The sequence below is a fragment of the Lacinutrix mariniflava genome, from assembly GCF_001418015.1.
Lineage (GTDB): Bacteria > Bacteroidota > Bacteroidia > Flavobacteriales > Flavobacteriaceae > Lacinutrix > Lacinutrix mariniflava.
This window is the reverse complement of the sequence record NZ_LIQG01000016.1, coordinates 17272-37715: the sequence shown is the minus strand read 5'-3', so window position 1 is coordinate 37715 and position 20444 is coordinate 17272. Positions and strand designations below refer to the sequence as shown.

Below are 20444 nucleotides of genomic sequence, written 5' to 3'. Positions count from 1 at the left end.
TAATTATAAAAATTGACTTTAAAACTGATACATTCTGTTTCTTTAACAAAAAAAAATACTCATTACTAATGCTTGATTTTTTTATTGTTTATATATTAAATACAAACTATTCTCCCATTGCTTTTATTAAAGCGGCAGACATTCTTTTATAAGTTCCGTTCTCTAAACGTGTTCTAATAGCATCAAAAGCATCCAAAGTTTCATTCACATCTTGAATTGTATGTGTTGCTGTAGGAATCATACGTAATAATATTAATCCTTTAGGTATTACAGGATATACAACTATAGAACAGAAAATACCATAATTCTCACGTAAATCTCTTACTAAAGCCATTGCTTCAGGAATACTACCTTTTAAGTAAACAGGTGTAACACAACTTTGTGTTGTACCAATATCGAATCCTCTTTCTTTTAACCCAGATTGTAATGCATCAACAATTTTCCATAAGTTTTCTTTTAACTCAGGCATTGTACGTAACATATCTAAACGCTTTAAAGCACCAACAACCAATTGCATTTGCAGTGATTTTGCAAACATTTGAGAACGTAAGTTGTACTTTAAATAATCTATAATTTCTTTATCTGCAGCAATAAATGCACCAGTACTAGCCATCGATTTTGCAAAAGTTGCAAAATAAACGTCAATTCCATCTTGCACACCTTGCTCTTCTCCTGCTCCTGCTCCTGTTTTACCAAGTGTTCCAAAACCATGAGCATCATCTACAAAAAATCTAAAATTAAATTTCTTTTTTAATTCTACTATTTCTTTTAAACGTCCTTGTTCTCCTCTCATACCAAAAACACCTTCAGAAATCACTAAAATTCCTCCTCCAGTTGTTTCTGCCATTTTTGTAGCACGCTCTAAGTTTTTCTCTAAACTTTCAATATCATTGTGCCTGTAAGTAAAGCGTTTACCATGGTGTAATCTTACACCATCAATAATACATGCATGTGCATCTACATCGTAAACAATAACATCATCTTTAGCAACTAAAGCGTCTACTGTAGACACCATACCTTGGTAACCAAAATTTAATAAATATGCTGCTTCTTTGTCAACAAAGGCAGCTAATTCATTTTGAAGTTGCTCATGTAATTCGGTATGACCAGACATCATTCTCGCTCCCATTGGATAAGCAGAGCCATATGCGGCGGCAGCTTCAGCATCAACCTTACGTACTTCAGGATGGTTTGCTAAACCTAGGTAATCGTTAATACTCCATGTAATAACATCTTTACCCTGGAACTTCATTCGGTTAGAAATTTGGCCTTCCAACTTTGGAAAAACAAAATAACCTTCAGCCTGCTCAGCCCATTTTCCTAATGGTCCTTTATCTTTATAAATTTTTGCGAATAAATCTTTCATCTGTACTTTGTTAATTTAGAATATACAAAATTAAGCAATTCTACTATTTTTGCATAATTTTTTTTACATTCAATTAATAACATATAAAAAAAACTGATACCTTTTTTAAGATATCAGTTTGATTATGCGTTATAACATTCATTTTATTTTATATATTGAATACTTTGTGCTGCTTCAGCATTTACGCTATCAAAAAAGCCTTGTTCACTCATCCATTTGTCGCTATACACTTTACTCATATAACGAGATCCATGATCAGGAAAAATAACAACTATATTATCTGTTGATTTAAACTCTCCAGAAGCACTTAATTGTTTTATAGCTTGCATTGCTGCTCCAGAGGTATAACCTACAAAAAGGCCTTCTGTTTTAGCAATTTCTCTTGCTGTGTGTGCACTTTCTTCATCTGTAACTTTGACAAACTTGTCAATAACATCAAAATCTGTCGCTGTTGGAATTAAATTCTTCCCTAAACCTTCAATACGATAAGGATAAATCTCTTTATCGTCGAACTCTCTAGTTTCATGGTATTTTTTTAATACAGAACCAAAAGCATCTACACCAATGATTTTTATATTTGGATTTTGCTCTTTTAAATACTTCGCAGTACCTGAAATAGTTCCTCCCGTACCACTACAAGCTACTAAATGGGTTATTTTACCATCCGTTTGATTCCAAATTTCTGGTCCAGTAGAAGCGTAATGTGCATCTATATTTAACTGATTGAAATATTGGTTAATATAAACCGAACCTTTCATTTCATCATGTAAACGTTTTGCTACTTGGTAATAAGACCTTGGATCGTCTGCACTTACATTTGCTGGACAAACATAAACTTTAGCTCCCATATTCTTCAGCATATCTATTTTATCTGCCGAAGATTTTGAGCTCACCGCAAGAATACAATCGTAACCTTTGATAACACTTACCATTGCAATACTAAATCCTGTATTACCAGAAGTAGTTTCAATAATTGTGTCACCAGGTTTCAGTATGCCCTGCTTCTCTGCTTGTTCAATAATATATAATGCTATTCTATCTTTTGAAGAATGCCCTGGATTAAAAGCCTCAACCTTAGCTAAAAAGTTACCTTTAAATTCAGAAGTCATTTTTTTTAGTTTTATCATTGGTGTATTGCCAATTAAGTCCAATACATTATCAAAAACCTGTTTGTCGTGTGTCATAAACAATATTTGATCAGTTACTTTTAGTTAGAAATGCAACTTAAAACCTTGCAAAAATAAGACTTTTTTTTTAATCGTTAATCTCCTCTAAATCAAGTAAAAACGCATATTCTAATGCTACTTCTTTTAAACTTTCAAAACGTCCAGAAGCTCCTCCATGTCCCGCTTCCATATCAATATGAAATAATAATTTATTAGCATCTGTTTTTAATTCTCTTAATTTTGCTACCCATTTTGCAGGTTCGAAATATTGCACTTGGGAATCGTGTAAACCTGTTGTTACTAAAAGATTTGGGTATATTTTAGACTTCACGTTATCGTAAGGTGAATACGATTTCATGTAATCGTAATACTTTTTATCGTTTGGGTTTCCCCATTCATCATACTCTCCTGTTGTTAATGGAATAGTATCATCTAACATTGTAGTTACAACATCTACAAATGGTACTGCAGCAATTACTCCATTATATAATTCTGGATTTAAATTAATTACTGTTCCCATTAATAATCCTCCAGCGCTTCCTCCCATGGCATATAAATGCTTAGGAGATGTGTATTTTTCTTCAATTAAAAACTTAGAACAGTCTATAAAGTCTGTAAAAGTATTCATTTTAGTAAGTAATTTACCATTTTCGTACCATTGTCTTCCTAAATACTCTCCTCCTCTTATATGTGAAATAACATAAATAAAACCTCTATCTAACAAACTTAATCTAATGGTCGAAAAATATGGATCTATTGTAGAGCCATATGAACCATAAGAATATTGCAGTACAGGATTTTCTCCATTTAACTCTATTCCTTTTTTATAAACTATAGACATTGGTACTTTTACACCATCTCTAGCTGTAGCCCAAATGCGTTTAGATTCGTAATTATCTTTATTAAATTTTCCACCTAAAACTTCTTGCTCTTTCCTTACTGTTTTTACCTTAGTTTTAAAATTATAATCGATTACAGAGCTTGGTGTTGTTAATGCATTATATCCATAGCGCAACTCGTTACTATCAAAATCTGGATTATTACCTAAACCTGCAGTATATGTCTCGTTATCGAATGCTATATAATAATCCTCTTCTCCATTCCAACTAATAATTCTTATTTTATTAAGTCCATTTTCGCGCTCACTTACCACTAAATAGTCTTTAAAAATCTCGATATCTTCTAATAAAACGGCATTTCTATGTGGTAAAACATCTTTCCAATTTTCTTTAGAAGTATTAGTATCAGGTGTTTTTTGAAGCTTAAAATTAGTTGCATCGTCTTTATTAGTAATAATATAAAAGCTATCCTTATAATGTGCAATTGAATATTCTAATTCGCGCTCTCTTTCCTGGAATACTTTAAATTCACCATCAGGAGTATTTGCATCTAAGAAGCGATATTCTGATGTTAACGTACTCGATGAGCCAATAACAATATATTTTTTTGATTTTGTTTTGTATACAAATGAATTAAATGTATCGTCAGTTTCATTAAACACTAAAACATCTTGTGATGCTTCTGTATATAATTTATGCTTGAAAATTTTATCTGAACGCAAGGTTACTTCATCTTTCTGTGTATAAAACAAAGTCTCATTATCGTTTGCCCATGTAGAACTACCTGTGGTATTTTCTATTTTATCAGAAAATATTTCACCAGTCTTTAAATTTTTTATCTGAAGTATATACTGTCTTCTACTAACTGTATCTACAGCAAAACTTGCCATAGTATTATCTGGACTTATAGAAATTCCTCCTAATTTAAAATAAGCATGATCTTTGGCCATTTCATTACAATCGAAAATAATTTCTTCTATTGCGTCTAAAGTGCCCTTTTTCCTTGTATAAATAGGATAATCCTTTCCTTTTTCGAATTTAGTAACATACCAATAGCCATTTAGCTTGTATGGCACAGAGCTGTCATCTTCTTTTATTCTACCTTTCATTTCCTCGAAGAGGTCTTTCTGAAAGGATTCTGTATGCTTTAAAACAGATTTAGTATAGGTATTCTCCGCATTAAGATGATCTATAACACTTTGATCTTCTCTATCGTTCATCCAAAAATAATTATCAATACGTATATCGTTATGTTTTTCTAAAGACTTCGCTATTTTTTTTGCAACTGGAGGATTAGTTGCTTTTATTGATTCTGACATGTTCTGGTTTTGTTTACAGGATTATGTTATATTCTATATAAAGGATTTAACATACTACAAAAGTAAAACTTATAGCCAATAAAAGTATAGGATTTTTCAATAGATATTATATTGGTTATTAACTATCGAATTTTATAGCTTTGCAATTATAATAACACAAAATAAAAATTATGTTTGGAGATTTAGCAGGGATGATGGGTAAATTAAAAGAAACTCAACAAAAAGTAGAAGACACAAAAATAAGATTAAACACTGTTTTAGTAGACGAACAAAGTAATGATGGTTTATTAAAAGTAACTTTAACAGCAAATAGAACAATAAAAGCAATTACTATAGATGATTCTCTTTTAGAGGATAAGGAGCAATTAGAAGACTATTTAATACTTACATTAAACAAAGCTATTGAAAAAGCAACTAAAATAAACGAAGCCGAATTAGCTGCAGTAGCTCAAGATGGCATGCCAAATATTCCAGGTATGGATATGTTTAAATAAGTATCAACGTTCGTTTAAATTACAGAAAGTTACATTATAAAAAACCTCATTCAGCATGTAGCTGAATGAGGTTTTTTTTATTTCTTTAATATAACATTGATAATAAAATATATTCTACACACTTAATTTTAATAATTAAACTTATAACGGATGCTTTAGTATTAAGCAAAAAAAAGAAGCCCGAAGGCCTCTTTTTATATATAAATGAAATAAGAATTACATCTTAGTTAGCGTTGATAACTCTAAATTGAGTTCTTCTGTTTGCTAAGTGTTCTCTTTCTGTACAAGAAACACCATCAGAACATCTGTTATCTAATCTAGATTCTCCATATCCATTAGAAACAATTCTTGAAGAATTGATTCCTTTAGAAATTAAGTAGTTAGTTACAGCTTGAGCTCTTCTTTCAGACAATGATTTGTTAGATGAAGCAGAACCTCTTGAATCTGTGTGAGAAGCAATTTCAACAGAAACACCATTAGCAAGAACTGGCACTAATACTTTATCAATTTCAGCTTTAGCAACTGGAGTTAATGTAGAAGAGCCTAAGTTCCAGTTTATGTTAAGACTGTTATAATCAACGATTTTACAATCAACCTCTGTCCAAGTAGTTAAACCACCTTTTTTCTGTAAAACTTCTTTAGTAACTGTTTTGTTAACAGCAGGAATAGTTACTTCATCAACTCTAGCATCATTAGCTAAAACAGTTCTCTTTAAAGAAGCTGTTTTTTGTGCTACATCAATAACTCTTGTTGTAGGAGGTGTAGACATTACAGTACGCTTCATTGTTTTAGTTACAGCAGCAATATCAATAGATCTTGTAGTTTCTGGAGTTATTACTGTTTTTCTAATTGTTGTAGATTTAGAAGGAATATCGATAGCTCTTGTTGTAGGAGGCGTTGCCATTACAGTACGCGTCATAGCTTTAGTAGTAGCAGGAATTTCTGTTACTCTTGTTGTAGCTGGCGTTACTAAAGTAGTACGCTTCATAGTTTTAGTTACTGCAGGAATAGCTATAACTCTTGTTGTTGGAGGTGTTACCATTACAGTACGCTTAACCTCTTTTGTTACAGCAGGAACATCGATAGCTCTTGTTGTTGGAGGTGTAACCATTACTTGTCTAGTAACTTCTTTAGTAACTTGAGGAATATCAATAACTTTTGTAGTTGCTGGAGAAACTAATACTGTCTTCTTGATAGTTTTAGTTACAGCAGGAATAGGAATCGTTCTAGTTGTAGAAGGCTGAGTCATTACAGTACGCTTAACTTCTTTAGTTACAGCAGGAATATCAATTACTCTTGTTGTTGCAGGTGTTTGTACAACTCTTCTTGTATAAGTTCCCATACCACAATCTGAATCGTTAGCATTTGCAGTATCACAACCAGGAGTTGTAATAATCGATGCATCGTTAGATAAAGTAGTTGTGTTTACAGTAATATTTTGAGCTGGTACATTTTTGTAACACCAGTATCTACAATCGTTAGGATCACTAGAAGCACAATCAGCAGCAGGAGTATCACTCATTCCCCATTTAGCAGTTGCAGGCTTAGTTTCGATAACTTGGTAATCTGTAGAAAAACTAGCAGGAACAACTTTTAAAGTGTTTCCAAATTCTCTTTTCTTATAAGATAAAGTTTCAGTTCCCCAAACAGCAGGAATTACTTCTAATCTTTGTCCTCCATTATTAACTGTAACAGTTTCAGTTTCTGAACCGTATTGAGCAGGTACAATTTCTAATCTAGAAGATGCAGGTTGAACAACAACTTCTACATTTTCAGTTCCCCATTTAGCAGGAACAACTTCCATACGTTGTCCAGCATTTGTTACCACTACAGTTTCAGTTCTTGTCTCATATTGAGCAGGCACTGTTTGTAATTTTTGGTAAGCTTGTTGAACAATAACAGTTTCTGTTCTTGTTTCATATTGTGCAGGAACTAATTCTAATCTCTGTCCAGCTTCTTGAACCACAACTTCAAAAGTTTCAGTTCCTAATTTAGCAGGTACAACAGATAAAGTTTGACCTCCTTCAGATGTAGTAACATCAAAAGATTGCGTTTCATACTTAGCAGGTATTACTGCTAATTCTTGGTATCCTGGTTGGATAACCATTTCTTCAGTCGATGTATCTGTAGATCCAGCAACCTTCTCAAGTCTTTGAGCAGGTCCTTGAACAGTTACTTCGAAAGTTTGTGTTTCGTACTGTGCAGGTACAACAGCTAATTCTTGACCAGCAGACTGAACAACAACTTCTTCATTCTCTGTTCTGTACTGTGCAGGTACTACTTTTAACTTCTTGTATGCTGGTGCAACTTGAATAGTCACATCTTGATTTACCCATACATCCGGTGTTACACAACGTACGTAACATTTTCCTGGTTCAGGATTTGTTGGTAAATCTTGTGCTAATGCTACTGTACAGACAACAAAAGATAAAATTGTTAGTAATGCTTTTTTCATTTTTTTAATAATTTTAATGGTTATTTTAAGGTTAAATAGACTAAAACAAAATTCAGTCATACTCTAATTTCGTGTAAAATTATGTGTTAACAAACTATTAACACATAAAATCACTAAATTTCTAAGACAATTCGATAAAGTGTATAAAAATACCGTTTAACATTTGCTTAACATATTTTCGTTCTAGTAATCAGACGTTTACAGTTTTATAAAGAATTTAGTTCATTTAATACTGTTTCATGCATACTAGAAGTATAGTCTAAATGGGTAACTATTCTTAGCTTGCGTTGTCCCATATTACTTATGTGTATATCCTTCTTTTCTAATAAATCTAAAAACATTTGATCGTCATACTTATTATTTAATTTAAAAATCACAATATTAGTCTCTACCTGCTCTACTTTCTCTACATATGAAGTTTTCTTTAAAACGGAAGCTATCTCTCTCGCTTTTTTATGATCTTCAACTAATGCCTCTAAATTATGGTCTAAAGCATATAACCCTGCTGCTGCAAGAAATCCAACTTGACGCATACCACCTCCTAAAATTTTTCTAATTCTTATGGCGTTTTTCATTAAATGTTCATCTCCTACCAACACAGACCCAATTGGGCAGCCTAAACCTTTACTAAAACATACAGAAATGGTATCGAATAACTCTCCATAATCTAGTGCTGTTTCTTTCTTAACCATTAAAGCATTCCATAATCGTGCGCCATCTAAATGAAATCCTAAATTATTAGAGGTACATACTTTTTTAATCTTTTTCAGCTCGTTAAAATCCCAACATGCTCCTCCTCCTTTATTTGTTGTATTTTCTATTTCAACTAATGTTGTTAATGGACTATGATAAAAATCTGGAAGATTTATAGCTTCTTCTACTTGTTTTGCAGTGAACATGCCTCTTTCTCCATCAATAAGTTTACAAGACACTCCACTATTAAAGGACGCTCCACCTCCTTCGTAATTATAAATATGTGCATACTTGTCGCAAATTACCTGATCTCCCGGATTAGTATGTAACTTTATAGCTGTTTGGTTTGCCATTGTTCCGCTTGGAAAAAACATGGCATGAGATTTTCCAAATAATTTTGCAACTCTAGCTTCAAGCTCGTTAACAGTTTCATCCTCCTTATATACATCGTCTCCAACTTTGGCATTCATCATTGCTTTTAACATGCCTTCAGATGGCTTTGTAACAGTATCGCTTCTTAAATCAATTTTCATTTATGTTCTTTTATTTTTTTATATTTTTTTGATGGAATTTGTTCTTAAATATTTCAGTTCGAAATATTCTCTAGAGAGCCTTAATTCTTATCTCATATTTTTAAGTATAAAATTATAAAATAAGTGGGTAATAATTTATTTATCATGCTATAAATTCTATTTTTGTTTTAAACATAAATATTATGATAACTCAAGATCAAATTAAAGATCTCTCACAACGCCTGACTAAGTTAAGGCAATATCTTTGACATAGATGCTAAACTTATAGAAATTAGCAATGAAGAGGAACAAACCTTTTCTCCAGATTTCTGGAACGACTCTAAGGCTGCAGAAATAATAATGAAATCTCTTCGTGTAAAGAAAAGATGGGTTGAAGATTATAATGCTGCTAATACGCTTATTGAAGATTTAGAAGTTATTTACGAATTCTTTAAAGAAGATGAAGCTACTGCTAAGGATGTCGAAAACCGATTCTCAAAAGCACAAACTTTAATTGAAGATTTAGAGTTTAAAAACATGCTTTCTGAAGAAGGCGATAGTCTAAGTGCTGTACTTCAAATTACGGCTGGAGCTGGTGGAACTGAGAGTTGCGATTGGGCAGAAATGCTTATGCGTATGTACTTAATGTATGCCGAAAAAAATGGCTTTAAAGTTAAAGAACTTAACTTTCAAGCAGGAGATGTTGCTGGAATTAAAACGGTTACTGTAGAAATTGAAGGTGATTATGCTTTTGGTTGGCTAAAAGGCGAAAACGGTGTGCATAGATTAGTTCGTATCTCTCCTTTTGATAGTAATGCCAAACGACATACCAGTTTTGCTTCGGTTTATGTTTATCCGTTGGTGGACGATTCTATAGAAATTGAAATAAATCCTGCAGACATAGAGATTGTAACGGCTCGCTCTAGTGGAGCTGGTGGTCAAAATGTAAATAAAGTAGAAACAAAAGTACAACTAACACACAAGCCTTCAGGAATACAAATTTCTTGTAGTGAGACGCGGTCGCAGCACGATAATAGATCACGGGCTATGCAAATGTTAAAATCACAGTTATACGAAATCGAATTACAAAAACAATTAGCACAACGTCAAGACATTGAAGCTGGTAAAATGAAAATTGAATGGGGAAGCCAAATTAGAAACTACGTAATGCATCCATATAAATTAGTAAAAGATGTAAGATCTGCACACGAAACCGGAAATGTAGATGCTGTTATGGATGGAGAGATTACTCCGTTTTTAAAAGCGTATTTAATGATGATGGGACAACAGACAACGGAGTCTAATCAATTGTAAAAACAGTAATTAAAATTTTTCGTAGTTTATGCTGAGCGCAGTCGAAGTACGGAAATAAAAAAATAAGATTCCCGCTTTCTCGGAAAATAAATATGATTAAAATATACCATAACAACCGCTGTACTAAATCACGCTGTGGGCTAGAAATTTTAGAAAAATCTGGTAAAGACTTTGAAGTTATTAAATACTTAGAAAATGTACCAACTAAAAAAGAGTTAATCGACCTTATTAAAATGCTTAATATTCAGCCTATAAATTTGGTTAGAAAAAACGAAGCTATTTGGAAATCTAATTTTAAAGGAAAAGACCTTTCCGGTGATGACATTATTAATGCAATGCTTGCATACCCAAAACTTATTGAAAGACCAATTGTAATTAATGGAAATAAAGCTGTTATAGGTAGGCCTCCTGAACTTATTTTAGATATTATTTAATAAAAATTAAGCCTTGTAAATTACAAGGCTTTTTTATTTAACAAACCTTTAACCAAAGACGGTTAAACCTTAGCTATTTTTGTAATCTTATTTCATAAAAATATAAGATATGTACAAAGCTACCATTACCATTATTTTAAGTCTTTTCCTATCGTTTTTTGCTACTGCTCAACAAGAAGTAAATGTTACAGGAAAAATTTCAGAAAAAGATACTAATATCCCTTTAGAATGGGCTACTGTAGTAGTCTATAATACAGATGGAAAAATAGTGTCTGGTGGCACAGCTAACGAAAAAGGTGAATTTAATTTTACTGTTAATACAGGAACTTATAATGTGTCTTTTGAGTTTATTAGCTTCGAAAAAGTTACCATAAGTAATAAGGTAATTGATAAAGATTTCTCTTTTGGAACCATATACCTTAAAGAAGATGCTACAACTTTAGAAGAAGTAGAATTGATTGCCGAAAAAACAACAGTTGAAATTAAACTCGATAAAAAAATCTATAATGTTGGTAAAGATTTAACTGTTAGAGGAGGAACCGTTAGCGATGTTTTAGATAATGTCCCTTCAGTTTCTGTGGATGTTGAAGGAAATGTTGCGCTACGCGGAAATGATAACGTACGTATTTTAATTAACGGAAAACCATCAGGTCTAGTAGGTTTAAACTCTACAGATGCTTTACGTCAGCTTCCTGCTGAGTCTATAGAAAAAGTTGAAGTTATTACATCTCCTTCAGCAAGATATGATGCCGAAGGAACAGGAGGCATCATAAATATTATTCTACGTCGTAGTAAGCTACAAGGTTTAAATGGAGCAATTACTACAAATGTTGGTTACAATCCTTCAGCAGGTATTAATGGAAACATAAACTATAGAACAGGAAACGTCAATATTTTTAACACAACTGGTTATAGCTATAGAGAAGCTCCCGGAAATTCATCTTCTTCTACTCTTTACAAGTCTAGTGGTAATTATTTAGATGAAAATAACACGTACGATAGACAACAAAAAGGACTAACTACTAACCTTGGTGTAGAATGGTACGTAGACGATTCAGCTTCATTAACCACTTCTATTTTGTATAGAGATAGTAAGGATAACGATTTAAACACCAATATTCTTAATCAATTTGATAGTAATAGAAACCTATTATCGACAACAACTCGTTTAGACCCAGAAACCGAAGAAGATAAAACAGTACAATATGCTTTAAATTTTCAAAAAAATTATGAGGACAGTGGACATACTCTAACCTTTGATTTTCAATATGAAGACAGCCAAGAGAATGAAAACTCTCTCATTTCTGTAGACAATGTCGCTGTGGAAAATGTAGCTACTTTAGAGGATCAAAGTCAGATACTATTGCAAACAGATTACGTGTTACCTATTGGAGAGAATAGTCAATTTGAAGCCGGTTATAGAGGTAATTTTGATACTACAATAACAGATTTTAATGTTTCTAATTTTAATACAGATACAAATAGTTTCGAGAATAATTCAGACCTAACAAACGTATTAAATTTCAAGCAATATGTTAATGCAGTCTACTCGCAATATGGTAGTAAATTTAATAAATTTTCATTTTTATTAGGATTAAGATTAGAGAATACAAGATTTACTATAGACCAACCTACAACAGGAGAACTAAGCAAAAAGAATTTTACAGGCTTGTTTCCAACAGTTAATTTAAGTTACGAATTTAACGAAAAAGAGAACCTTACTTTAGGTTATGCAAGACGTTTAAGAAGACCAAGAGGTTATTTTTTAAACCCTTTTCCTTCTAGAAATAGTGTTACTAACTTTTTTCAAGGAAATCCAGATTTAAACCCTAGTTACTCGGGACAATTTGATTTAGGTTATTTAAAACGTTTTGGAAAATTCACCTTTAATACTTCAGCTTATTATGCTCATGCTACAGATGGCTTTAGCTATATTAGTTTCGATACAGGAGAAACAGCCAATGTAAATGGCGAAGAGTTACCAATTATAAAACGTACACCTATAAATTTAGCTACCGAAGATCGCTATGGTTTTGAGTTTACCTTAACTTATAATCCGTCTAGAAAATGGCGTGTTAATGGTAATTTTAATTTTTTCCAAAATGAGACAAAAGGGACCACACCAAACGGTTTATCTTTAGATAACACTAATAAGAGTTGGTTTGCTCGTGTAAGTAATAAATTTACATTACCAGCAAATATAGATTGGCAAACTAATTTAAATTATAATGGACCTAGTGAAGATGCACAAAATACAAGACAAGGAATTTTTAGTACAACAATGGCTTTTAGTAAAGATTTATTTCAAGAAAAAGCATCTATTGCCTTTAACGTAAACGATTTATTTAATAGTAGAAAACGAATACAAACCACCACTACTCCAACTTTTGATGCCGAAAGTGAATTCCAATGGAGAGAACGCAGCTTTAACCTATCTTTTACATACAGGTTTAACCAACAAAAGAAACGTGAACAACGTGGAGATTATGGTGGAGATGACAGTTTTGAAGGATAAATTACCTGCAATACTGTGCTTCTTCTTTATAACTTAAAGCCGATTTAATTTGAAAATAAACAAACAAAAGATAATAGATAACATTTGTTATACAGAACTTGTTTATGCTAGGATAAATAAAAAATTAAAATTAGAACTTTCTAAAAGTGAAATTGAAGCTTATCTATTAAAAGTTTTAAAAGCAACAGAAATTTCTTTCTATACAAAAATCGGAAAAAACTACTATATAACAAACGAAGTCAATACTATTAGAATCACCGTTAATTCTAATACATTTAGAATAATTACGGTAGACAAAATTTAAAAACAAAAAAAGGGAAACTTATAAATAAGTTTCCCTTTTTAATATTATAACAAAAGTTGTTAAGCGTTACGCTTAGCTTTCTTTTCTTCTTTAATTTCGTTAAGACGTTCTAATATACTTCCGCCAATCCAGTAAGGAATAACAAATGAAACTAAAAATATCATTAACCAGAAACCTATAGTTAATATTGTTAAAAATGCTAAAAAGCCTAAGTATTGATCGAATTCGAACATAATTGATTGTGTCTTATTTTAAATATAAAGCAAATATAAGTTAAACTCTTTTTTTATACAAAATAAAGTTTGTAATTATTAACAGCTTTGTTAACACTTTTACTTTTTTACATCTTTTAAACTAATTCAAATTTTATCAAACCGATATTACATATAAAACGTAAGTGCTTTTATGAACAAGCAACTTACACTCTTAATATTTTTATTAATTAGCATATTATCAAATGCTCAAAAAATAGATAATTCAGCTTCTTTTCGAGATATAAACAGCACCTCATATTTTAGGTATAATTACGACAACGACTACTTCGCTGCTACCGACGAGAATTATACACAAGGTTATAATTTTGAACTCGTTTTAAAAAGTCTAGAAAAGAACCCAATTAATAAACTTTTTTTAAAAACGGAATCTTCAACTACAAAATATGGCTTAGCGATAGAGCATATTGGTTTTACTCCTAACGATTATGTTAGTGAAGACATTCAAATTGGAGATCGACCTTTTTCCGCAGCAATAATGCTTAAAAGTTTCGTTATCTCTACTAACTTTGCAAAAAAAACACGCTTTACGTCTTCTTTTAGCCTAGGTATTATTGGACCTGGAGCTTTTGGTGAAGAAATGCAAGTTGGTATTCATGAAGCTACAGGAAATAAAATACCAAAAGGATGGAAAAATCAAATAAAAAACGACTTCGTCATTAATTACGAAGTTGGTTACGAAAAACAATTATTTCGTTATAATAAACTCATAGCTATTCAAGCGCATAGTAATCTTAAATTTGGTACACTTTTTACTAATGCAGCTGTTGGTTTAAATACTGTAATTGGAATTATAGATACACCTTTTTCTAAACCCGAAAACACAAAGCGCTTTAAATTGTACGCATACGTACAACCTACGCTAAATATTATTGGATACGATGCTACTTTACAAGGAGGTGTTTTTAACAATAAGAGCCCATATACTATTAGCTCCAATAATATAGAACGAATAACTGCACAATACAATTATGGATTGGTTTTAAAGACAAAAACACTCTATTTTGAATATTCTCGTTCTGCCATAACACGCGAATTTAAATCTGGAAGTTCTGCAAAATATGGAGGTATTAAAATTGGGTTTACTTTTTAGGTGAATTTAGAAGTTAGCCTAAATTATTTTCATTTATATCATACAAAATTTCAGCTTATTAAAAAACGGTGTTAGAGCACTTGGTTAGTAAAACCTTATTAATCAATCTTCACTATAATTAACTTTTATTATCGAGCCAAACCATTATTCTTCAATTTATTTATGCGAAAGAATACTAGAATAAAGAAGATAAAGAACACCCAATCATTTATTCCGTAAATTGAATAAAACACACCTGCCATTACATCTTTTTCATAAACATCTAAAACATTATTATTTAAAATCCAATTTACCCAAATACAACCATAAACAAGTTTCTCTATAGCGAAAACAGCAACAAGCCATTTTACTTTTTCATAGTTTTGTGCAATAGCTATGTAAGCTAATCCCCAAATAAGAATCATTAACAACCCAAAATTAGACATTACTATTGGATCGAATTCAGGAATGGTATCATTAGAGAACAATCTTGAAAAGATTAAAACTGATGCATTCATTAATCCAGAAATAATAAATCCTTTAGTAATTGCTTTACTCTGTCTAGCCATGTTTTAAATTATTAGTTACACTTTATTGCGAAAAAAATCTTAAGTTAAGTTACTTTTTATAAAATTCCGAATCAAATCATTTCAATTAAAAAACATATAACAACCCAATCAAAAATATCACACAAAATTTCGTATTTTAGCAAACCTAAAACAAACCAAATAACAGATGGAATTTAGAATAGAAAAAGACACAATGGGCGAAGTAAAAGTACCTTCAGATAAACTTTGGGGAGCACAAACTGAGCGTTCAAGAAATAATTTTAAAATTGGCGCAGCAGCTTCTATGCCTTTAGAAGTTGTTTACGGCTTTGCATACTTAAAAAAAGCAGCAGCATACACTAACTGCGAATTAGGTGTTTTACCAGAAGATAAAAGAGATTTAATAGCTGCGGCTTGCGACGAGATTTTAGAAGGTAAACATGACGACCAATTTCCTTTAGTAATCTGGCAAACAGGTTCTGGAACACAATCTAACATGAATGTTAATGAAGTTGTTGCAAATAGAGCACAACAATTAGCAGGTAGAATTGTAGGAGAAGGTGAAAAAGCAATTGCACCTAACGATGATGTAAACAAATCGCAATCTTCTAACGATACGTTTCCAACAGGAATGCATATTGCAGCCTATAAAAAGATTGTAGAAAACACTATTCCAGGAGTAATTAAACTTAGAAATACACTTAACGATAAAGTTCAAGACTTTAAAGATGTTGTGAAAATAGGTCGTACACACCTTATGGATGCTACACCTTTAACATTAGGTCAAGAGTTTTCTGGTTATGTATCACAATTAGATCATGGCTTAAAAGCGTTACAAAACACATTACCACATTTATCTGAATTAGCACTTGGTGGAACAGCTGTTGGTACCGGTTTAAATACACCAAAAGGATACGATGTTTTAGTTGCACAATACATTGCTAAATTTACAAACTTACCTTTTATAACTGCAGAAAATAAATTTGAAGCTTTAGCTGCGCACGACGCTATCGTAGAATCTCATGGCGCTTTAAAGCAACTTGCTGTTTCTTTAAACAAAATAGCTAACGATATACGTATGATGGCTTCTGGACCACGTTCTGGAATTGGAGAAATTATTATTCCTGCAAACGAACCAGGAAGTTCTATTATGCCTGGAAAAGTAAACCCAACACAATGTGAGGCATTAACCATGGTTTGTGCTCAAGTTATGGGTAATGATGTTGCTATAACTGTAGGTGGAACTCAAGGTCATTACGAGCTTAATGTTTTTAAACCAATGATGGCTGCAAACATTTTACAAAGTGCTCAATTAATTGGTGATGCTTGTGTAAGTTTCGAAGAAAATTGTGCTGCTGGTATAGAACCAAATCACGATGTTATTAAAGAGTTATTAAACAACTCTTTAATGTTAGTTACTGCATTAAATACTAAAATTGGTTATTATAAAGCCGCCGAAATAGCAAATACTGCTCATAAAAACGGAACAACCTTAAAAACAGAAGCTGTTAATTTAGGCTATGTTACTGCCGAAGATTATGATGCTTGGGTAAAACCAGAGAATATGGTTGGAGGTTTAAAATAATTTCTAAACTTAATAAAATCGAAAAAACCGATTAGTGTTATACTAATCGGTTTTTTGCTTTGTAGCTAGTTAGTTATTATATAGGGAAATATTTTAATCTGATGCAAGTTTAAAACAATGAATCATAACAACCATTAACATAGGTTAATAACGTTAAAGTTTTGCCCTTATCCTACTTAATTGCACTGGTGTAATACCCAAACTTGAAGCAATTTGATACTGTGCAATAGTATTATCTAAATTAGGAATACGTTCTCTTAGTAAAAGGTATCGCTCTTTTGCATCATTCGAAGACATTTCTATAAATCGTGCTTCACTTCTTAAAATTAAGTATCCTAAAAACTTACTATAAAGTGTCATTAAATTAATATCCTTTTTACATAAATTATAAAACACACCGAAATCAATTTCAAAAACATGACAATCTGTTAATGCCTCAAAAATTAAATTAGTAGGTTCTTTTTTTAACAAAGCTCTAAAAGAAGCAAAAAACATTAATGGATTATATAAAGCTGTGGTGACTTCTTTTCCACTAGTAAGCAAAATATAAGAACGAATAACACCGCTAGCTATAAAATAAATTTTTTGCGGCACTACGCCTAAATCAAGAAGTTTTTCACCTTGCTTAATTTCTTTATAACTTGCTATTTTATACAAAGTATCATATACCGGTTTAGGTACAGGCTGAAATGTATTGATAAAATCAAAAGCTTCTTTATAGTATGGTTTCATACATATTTTTTACGAAATATAAGTAGCACACTATATTTCAATTACACATTTACTTTGGGAATGTAATTAATTATTAAGAAACTAAAACTATATTTTCGCTATAAATTGCACATTAAACGATATAAAACTAACAGAACTTTATTGTTCAACCTTATCCATTTTATCTATATTTGAATTATGATTAAGCTTTTAAACAATCCTAAAAACAACATTATAGCCATAATTATTGTTGAAATAATTACACTATCTATTTCGTTTACAGCAAATTATTCCGGTACTGGAATAGCATCAATTATACTAAAATGGGTTCCTGCTTTTATTGGTATTACCACGCTTCTACTCTATTTTATATCACGTCTATTTATAAAAAGGTACAATTGGATTATTAGCCTCCTTGGTATAGTATTTATGTGCATTGCTGCTTATAATCTTTATATAACCGATTACTCACAAACACTTTAACATGTCTTTATTAATAAAAAACATAAAAGAATTATTACAAATTAGAGCACATGATGTTTTAAAAGTTTCTGGGCAAGAAATGAAAACACTTCCTTCTCTTAAAAACGCATATGTATTTATCGAGCATGATACTATTGTAGATTTTGGTATTATGGAAAACTGCAAATATGAAAATGTAGATAAAGTTATTGATGCTACTGGAAAAATAGTGCTACCAACCTGGTGTGATTCACACACACACATTGTGTACGCTGGAAATCGAGAACAAGAGTTTGTAGATAGAATTAACGGATTATCTTACGAAGAGATAGCGAACAGAGGTGGTGGTATTTTAAATAGCGCAAAAACGCTTAAAAACACTACCGAAGAAGATTTATATCAACAATCTATTGCTCGCGTTAAAAAAGTAATGCAATTAGGTTCTGGAGCTTTAGAAATAAAGTCTGGATACGGCTTAACTACAGCATCCGAAATAAAAATGCTTCGTGTTATAAAACGCATAAAAAAGGAGTTTCCTATAAAGATAAAAGCAACCTTTCTTGGTGCACATGCTTTCCCAAAAGAATTTAAGGATAATAAACAAGGCTACTTAGATCTTATTATCAAAGACATGATACCTAAAATTGCAAAAGATAATTTAGCAGATTACGTAGATGTTTTTTGCGAAAAAGGTTACTTTTCTTTAGAGGATACCGAGCAAATTCTTGAAGCCGCAAAAGAGTATCATTTAACACCTAAAATACATGTTAATCAATTTAATGCTTTTGGAGGCGTTGCTTTAGCTGTAAAACATAAGGCCATAAGTGTAGATCATTTAGAACAATTAAGCCCAGACGATATTAATGCTCTAAAAGGTAGCGATACAATGCCAGTGGCTCTACCATCTTGTTCTTACTTTTTAAGTATTCCATATACACCAGGAAGACAAATTATTGATGCAGGCCTACCTTTAGCCCTAGCAACAGACTATAATCCTGGCTCTACGCCATCTGGAAACATGAACTTTGTAGTAAGTACTGCTTGTATAAAAATGAAATTAACACCAGAGGAAGCCATAAACGCGGCAACATTAAATGGCGCTTATGCCATGGGAATTAGCAATCAATATGGCAGCATTACAAAAGGTAAAAAAGCAAATATAATCATCACTAAAAATGTGCCTAGTTACAACTACTTACCTTATGCATTTGGAGAAAACAATATTGATCAAGTAATAATTAACGGCGCCCAAATTTAATTTTAATACTGAAGGTAACTTGTAATGCGCCACAATTTATAAAGCTAATTCACTTTCTAACAACATTAAAAATTACTAGAAATACTATTTAAATAAATTACAAGAACTTTATATTACTGAATTAAACACATAAAAAAGCCTGAAAATTTAAATTTTCAAGCTTTTTTTTATATTCTAAATAGTTAATCTTATCTCATTGAGAACTGCGTACTTGTAATTAACTCTTTACCGTTAAAAACATTAACTTTATACGTTCCTTTTTCAAAATCATCCTTCTTATCTTTCTTCGCAATATACTCACAAATTGGTAAGCTTTGGTTTTCGTAATTAAACTTACTAATTAAACTATAATTTAAAGCTTCCTCACCAAACATAACCTGTTCGTTAGAACCTAAAATATTGTTTTTAGGATCGATAACTTGAACAAACAATTCTTTATCTCCAGATTCTACTAATTTATTTTTAGCTACTGTAAAACATATTTTAATTTTATCACTACGGCTCGCCTTTTCCATTGGTATTTGTTTTCCAGAAGAACGTTCTAAAACACCAAAAGCCTTCATACTATTTGCCGATAATATTGCGGCACTCTCAACAACATCTGCTAAAGCAGTATTTTGTACTAAAAGCGAGTCTGTAAACATAACACGCTCTACCAATTGAACTTTAGTACTATCTAAAGTTGTAGCAAGCATTTGGTTTTCAACTTTAAGTTTATCATTCTCAGATAAAATATAATTCATTTCATCTTGCAATGCTAAATACTTCTTTTTGTATTTCCATAGGCTCTTTAAATTAGTTTCAGACGCTTCTAAAGATTCTATTAAACCTCCAATGCGTTCTTTAGCATCTACTAAATTCTGATTAACAACACTATTTTCACTCATTGCAACATCATACTGCGTTGCCATTTGGTTTAATTCGTTTAAAACTTTCGTTTTTTCACTAATTAAAACTTTTTCATTTTCTTGCTTCTCTTTATATAAAGAAGATGAAAATACGCCTAATCCAATAAATAAAGCGAGTGCGATTCCTAAAGCAACTTTTAAACCTGTGCTTACTGTGTTGTTTGCCATAATTGTTTTGTTTTTAAGGGTTCAAATATATTTCTTTTTATTTGCTAGA

At 31.6% G+C, this 20444-nt stretch carries 18 protein-coding genes; 9 read left to right on the top strand and 9 right to left on the bottom strand.

Going from position 1 to position 20444, the window contains the following annotated elements; all coding sequences use genetic code 11:
- Positions 1-106: 106 nt before the first annotated feature.
- The 3 genes from capB to ASC44_RS01335 all read right to left on the bottom strand — a co-directional run bounded on the left by capB (position 107) and on the right by ASC44_RS01335 (position 4690).
- Complete coding sequence (capB, locus tag ASC44_RS01345) at positions 107-1366, bottom strand: cysteate-C-fatty acyltransferase (RefSeq protein ID WP_055445830.1); 1260 nt, start codon at positions 1364-1366, stop codon at positions 107-109.
- A gap of 143 nt (positions 1367-1509) precedes the next feature.
- The gene (capA, locus tag ASC44_RS01340) at positions 1510-2550 is read right to left on the bottom strand and encodes a cysteate synthase (RefSeq protein ID WP_055445829.1); all 1041 of its coding nucleotides are present in this window, start codon (positions 2548-2550) and stop codon (positions 1510-1512) included.
- Positions 2551-2620: 70 nt separating this feature from the next.
- On the bottom strand, positions 2621-4690 hold the full coding sequence (locus ASC44_RS01335; protein WP_055445828.1) for a S9 family peptidase: 2070 nt from the start codon (positions 4688-4690) through the stop codon (positions 2621-2623).
- A 170-nt stretch (positions 4691-4860) separates the two neighbouring features.
- On the opposite strand from ASC44_RS01335, the gene ASC44_RS01330 reads away from it, so the two are divergent.
- On the top strand, positions 4861-5184 hold the full coding sequence (locus ASC44_RS01330) for a YbaB/EbfC family nucleoid-associated protein (RefSeq protein ID WP_055445827.1): 324 nt from the start codon (positions 4861-4863) through the stop codon (positions 5182-5184).
- A gap of 223 nt (positions 5185-5407) precedes the next feature.
- Here the strand turns inward: ASC44_RS01330 and ASC44_RS01325 are convergent, their stop codons facing one another.
- The gene (locus tag ASC44_RS01325) at positions 5408-7639 is read right to left on the bottom strand and encodes an OmpA family protein (RefSeq protein ID WP_055445853.1); all 2232 of its coding nucleotides are present in this window, start codon (positions 7637-7639) and stop codon (positions 5408-5410) included.
- Between the two features lie 206 nt (positions 7640-7845).
- Positions 7846-8865: a threonine aldolase family protein gene (locus ASC44_RS01320; protein WP_055445826.1), complete on the bottom strand. Its 1020-nt coding sequence runs from the start codon at positions 8863-8865 to the stop codon at positions 7846-7848.
- A 182-nt stretch (positions 8866-9047) separates the two neighbouring features.
- On the opposite strand from ASC44_RS01320, the gene prfB reads away from it, so the two are divergent.
- The 4 genes from prfB (at position 9048) to ASC44_RS01300 (ending at position 13411) form a co-directional block, all read left to right on the top strand.
- Positions 9048-10158 (top strand): peptide chain release factor 2 gene (gene prfB, locus ASC44_RS01315; protein ID WP_152973246.1). Its coding sequence is split into 2 segments (ribosomal slippage): positions 9048-9110 and positions 9112-10158, totalling 1110 coding nucleotides; the frame shifts between segments, so codons are not numbered across the junction.
- Between the two features lie 92 nt (positions 10159-10250).
- On the top strand, positions 10251-10592 hold the full coding sequence (gene arsC / locus ASC44_RS01310; RefSeq protein WP_055445824.1) for an arsenate reductase (glutaredoxin): 342 nt from the start codon (positions 10251-10253) through the stop codon (positions 10590-10592).
- A 109-nt stretch (positions 10593-10701) separates the two neighbouring features.
- Complete coding sequence (locus ASC44_RS01305) at positions 10702-13107, top strand: TonB-dependent receptor (RefSeq protein ID WP_055445823.1); 2406 nt, start codon at positions 10702-10704, stop codon at positions 13105-13107.
- Positions 13108-13156: 49 nt separating this feature from the next.
- A complete protein-coding gene (locus tag ASC44_RS01300) occupies positions 13157-13411 on the top strand; it encodes a DUF3781 domain-containing protein (protein WP_206542775.1) in 255 nt (84 codons plus the stop codon).
- 59 nt (positions 13412-13470) lie between these two features.
- On the opposite strand, the gene ASC44_RS18145 is transcribed toward ASC44_RS01300, so the two are convergent.
- Positions 13471-13644 carry a hypothetical protein gene (locus tag ASC44_RS18145; RefSeq protein ID WP_169787483.1) on the bottom strand — a complete coding sequence of 58 codons (174 nt, stop codon included), beginning with the start codon at positions 13642-13644 and terminating at the stop codon, positions 13471-13473.
- Positions 13645-13816: 172 nt separating this feature from the next.
- On the opposite strand from ASC44_RS18145, the gene ASC44_RS01295 reads away from it, so the two are divergent.
- Positions 13817-14776, top strand: a complete 960-nt coding sequence (locus ASC44_RS01295; RefSeq protein WP_055445822.1) for a lipid A deacylase LpxR family protein — start codon at positions 13817-13819, stop codon at positions 14774-14776.
- A 128-nt stretch (positions 14777-14904) separates the two neighbouring features.
- Here the strand turns inward: ASC44_RS01295 and ASC44_RS01290 are convergent, their stop codons facing one another.
- Complete coding sequence (locus ASC44_RS01290) at positions 14905-15324, bottom strand: hypothetical protein (RefSeq protein ID WP_055445821.1); 420 nt, start codon at positions 15322-15324, stop codon at positions 14905-14907.
- 166 nt (positions 15325-15490) lie between these two features.
- On the opposite strand from ASC44_RS01290, the gene fumC reads away from it, so the two are divergent.
- Positions 15491-16888 carry a class II fumarate hydratase gene (gene fumC / locus ASC44_RS01285; protein ID WP_055445820.1) on the top strand — a complete coding sequence of 466 codons (1398 nt, stop codon included), beginning with the start codon at positions 15491-15493 and terminating at the stop codon, positions 16886-16888.
- A gap of 153 nt (positions 16889-17041) precedes the next feature.
- Here the strand turns inward: fumC and ASC44_RS01280 are convergent, their stop codons facing one another.
- The gene (locus ASC44_RS01280; protein WP_055445819.1) at positions 17042-17620 is read right to left on the bottom strand and encodes a Crp/Fnr family transcriptional regulator; all 579 of its coding nucleotides are present in this window, start codon (positions 17618-17620) and stop codon (positions 17042-17044) included.
- A 177-nt stretch (positions 17621-17797) separates the two neighbouring features.
- Between ASC44_RS01280 and ASC44_RS01275 the strand changes: the two genes are divergently transcribed.
- Both ASC44_RS01275 and hutI read left to right on the top strand, forming a co-directional pair.
- Positions 17798-18082, top strand: a complete 285-nt coding sequence (locus ASC44_RS01275; protein ID WP_055445818.1) for a hypothetical protein — start codon at positions 17798-17800, stop codon at positions 18080-18082.
- Between the two features lies 1 nt (position 18083).
- Positions 18084-19319 carry an imidazolonepropionase gene (hutI, locus tag ASC44_RS01270; protein ID WP_055445817.1) on the top strand — a complete coding sequence of 412 codons (1236 nt, stop codon included), beginning with the start codon at positions 18084-18086 and terminating at the stop codon, positions 19317-19319.
- Positions 19320-19507: 188 nt separating this feature from the next.
- Here hutI and ASC44_RS01265 read toward each other — a convergent pair whose 3' ends face one another.
- Entirely contained in the window at positions 19508-20395 is an 888-nt protein-coding gene (locus ASC44_RS01265; protein WP_055445816.1) for a coiled-coil domain-containing protein, read from the bottom strand.
- Between the last annotated feature and the right edge of the window lie 49 nt (positions 20396-20444).

Excerpts from the sequence above, each read along its gene's own strand:
- arsC (WP_055445824.1), top strand. The coding sequence starts at position 10,251 with ATGATTAAAATATACCATAACAACCGCTGTACTAAATCACGCTGTGGG.
- fumC (WP_055445820.1), top strand. The coding sequence starts at position 15,491 with ATGGAATTTAGAATAGAAAAAGACACAATGGGCGAAGTAAAAGTACCT.
- ASC44_RS01335 (WP_055445828.1), bottom strand. The coding sequence starts at position 4,690 with ATGTCAGAATCAATAAAAGCAACTAATCCTCCAGTTGCAAAAAAAATA.
- ASC44_RS01320 (WP_055445826.1), bottom strand. The coding sequence starts at position 8,865 with ATGAAAATTGATTTAAGAAGCGATACTGTTACAAAGCCATCTGAAGGC.
- ASC44_RS01265 (WP_055445816.1), bottom strand. The coding sequence starts at position 20,395 with ATGGCAAACAACACAGTAAGCACAGGTTTAAAAGTTGCTTTAGGAATC.
- ASC44_RS01275 (WP_055445818.1), top strand. The coding sequence starts at position 17,798 with ATGATTAAGCTTTTAAACAATCCTAAAAACAACATTATAGCCATAATT.
- hutI (WP_055445817.1), top strand. The coding sequence starts at position 18,084 with ATGTCTTTATTAATAAAAAACATAAAAGAATTATTACAAATTAGAGCA.
- ASC44_RS01305 (WP_055445823.1), top strand. The coding sequence starts at position 10,702 with ATGTACAAAGCTACCATTACCATTATTTTAAGTCTTTTCCTATCGTTT.
- ASC44_RS01325 (WP_055445853.1), bottom strand. The coding sequence starts at position 7,639 with ATGAAAAAAGCATTACTAACAATTTTATCTTTTGTTGTCTGTACAGTA.
- ASC44_RS18145 (WP_169787483.1), bottom strand. The coding sequence starts at position 13,644 with ATGTTCGAATTCGATCAATACTTAGGCTTTTTAGCATTTTTAACAATA.
- ASC44_RS01290 (WP_055445821.1), bottom strand. The coding sequence starts at position 15,324 with ATGGCTAGACAGAGTAAAGCAATTACTAAAGGATTTATTATTTCTGGA.
- capA (WP_055445829.1), bottom strand. The coding sequence starts at position 2,550 with ATGACACACGACAAACAGGTTTTTGATAATGTATTGGACTTAATTGGC.
- ASC44_RS01295 (WP_055445822.1), top strand. The coding sequence starts at position 13,817 with ATGAACAAGCAACTTACACTCTTAATATTTTTATTAATTAGCATATTA.
- ASC44_RS01330 (WP_055445827.1), top strand. The coding sequence starts at position 4,861 with ATGTTTGGAGATTTAGCAGGGATGATGGGTAAATTAAAAGAAACTCAA.
- ASC44_RS01280 (WP_055445819.1), bottom strand. The coding sequence starts at position 17,620 with ATGAAACCATACTATAAAGAAGCTTTTGATTTTATCAATACATTTCAG.
- capB (WP_055445830.1), bottom strand. The coding sequence starts at position 1,366 with ATGAAAGATTTATTCGCAAAAATTTATAAAGATAAAGGACCATTAGGA.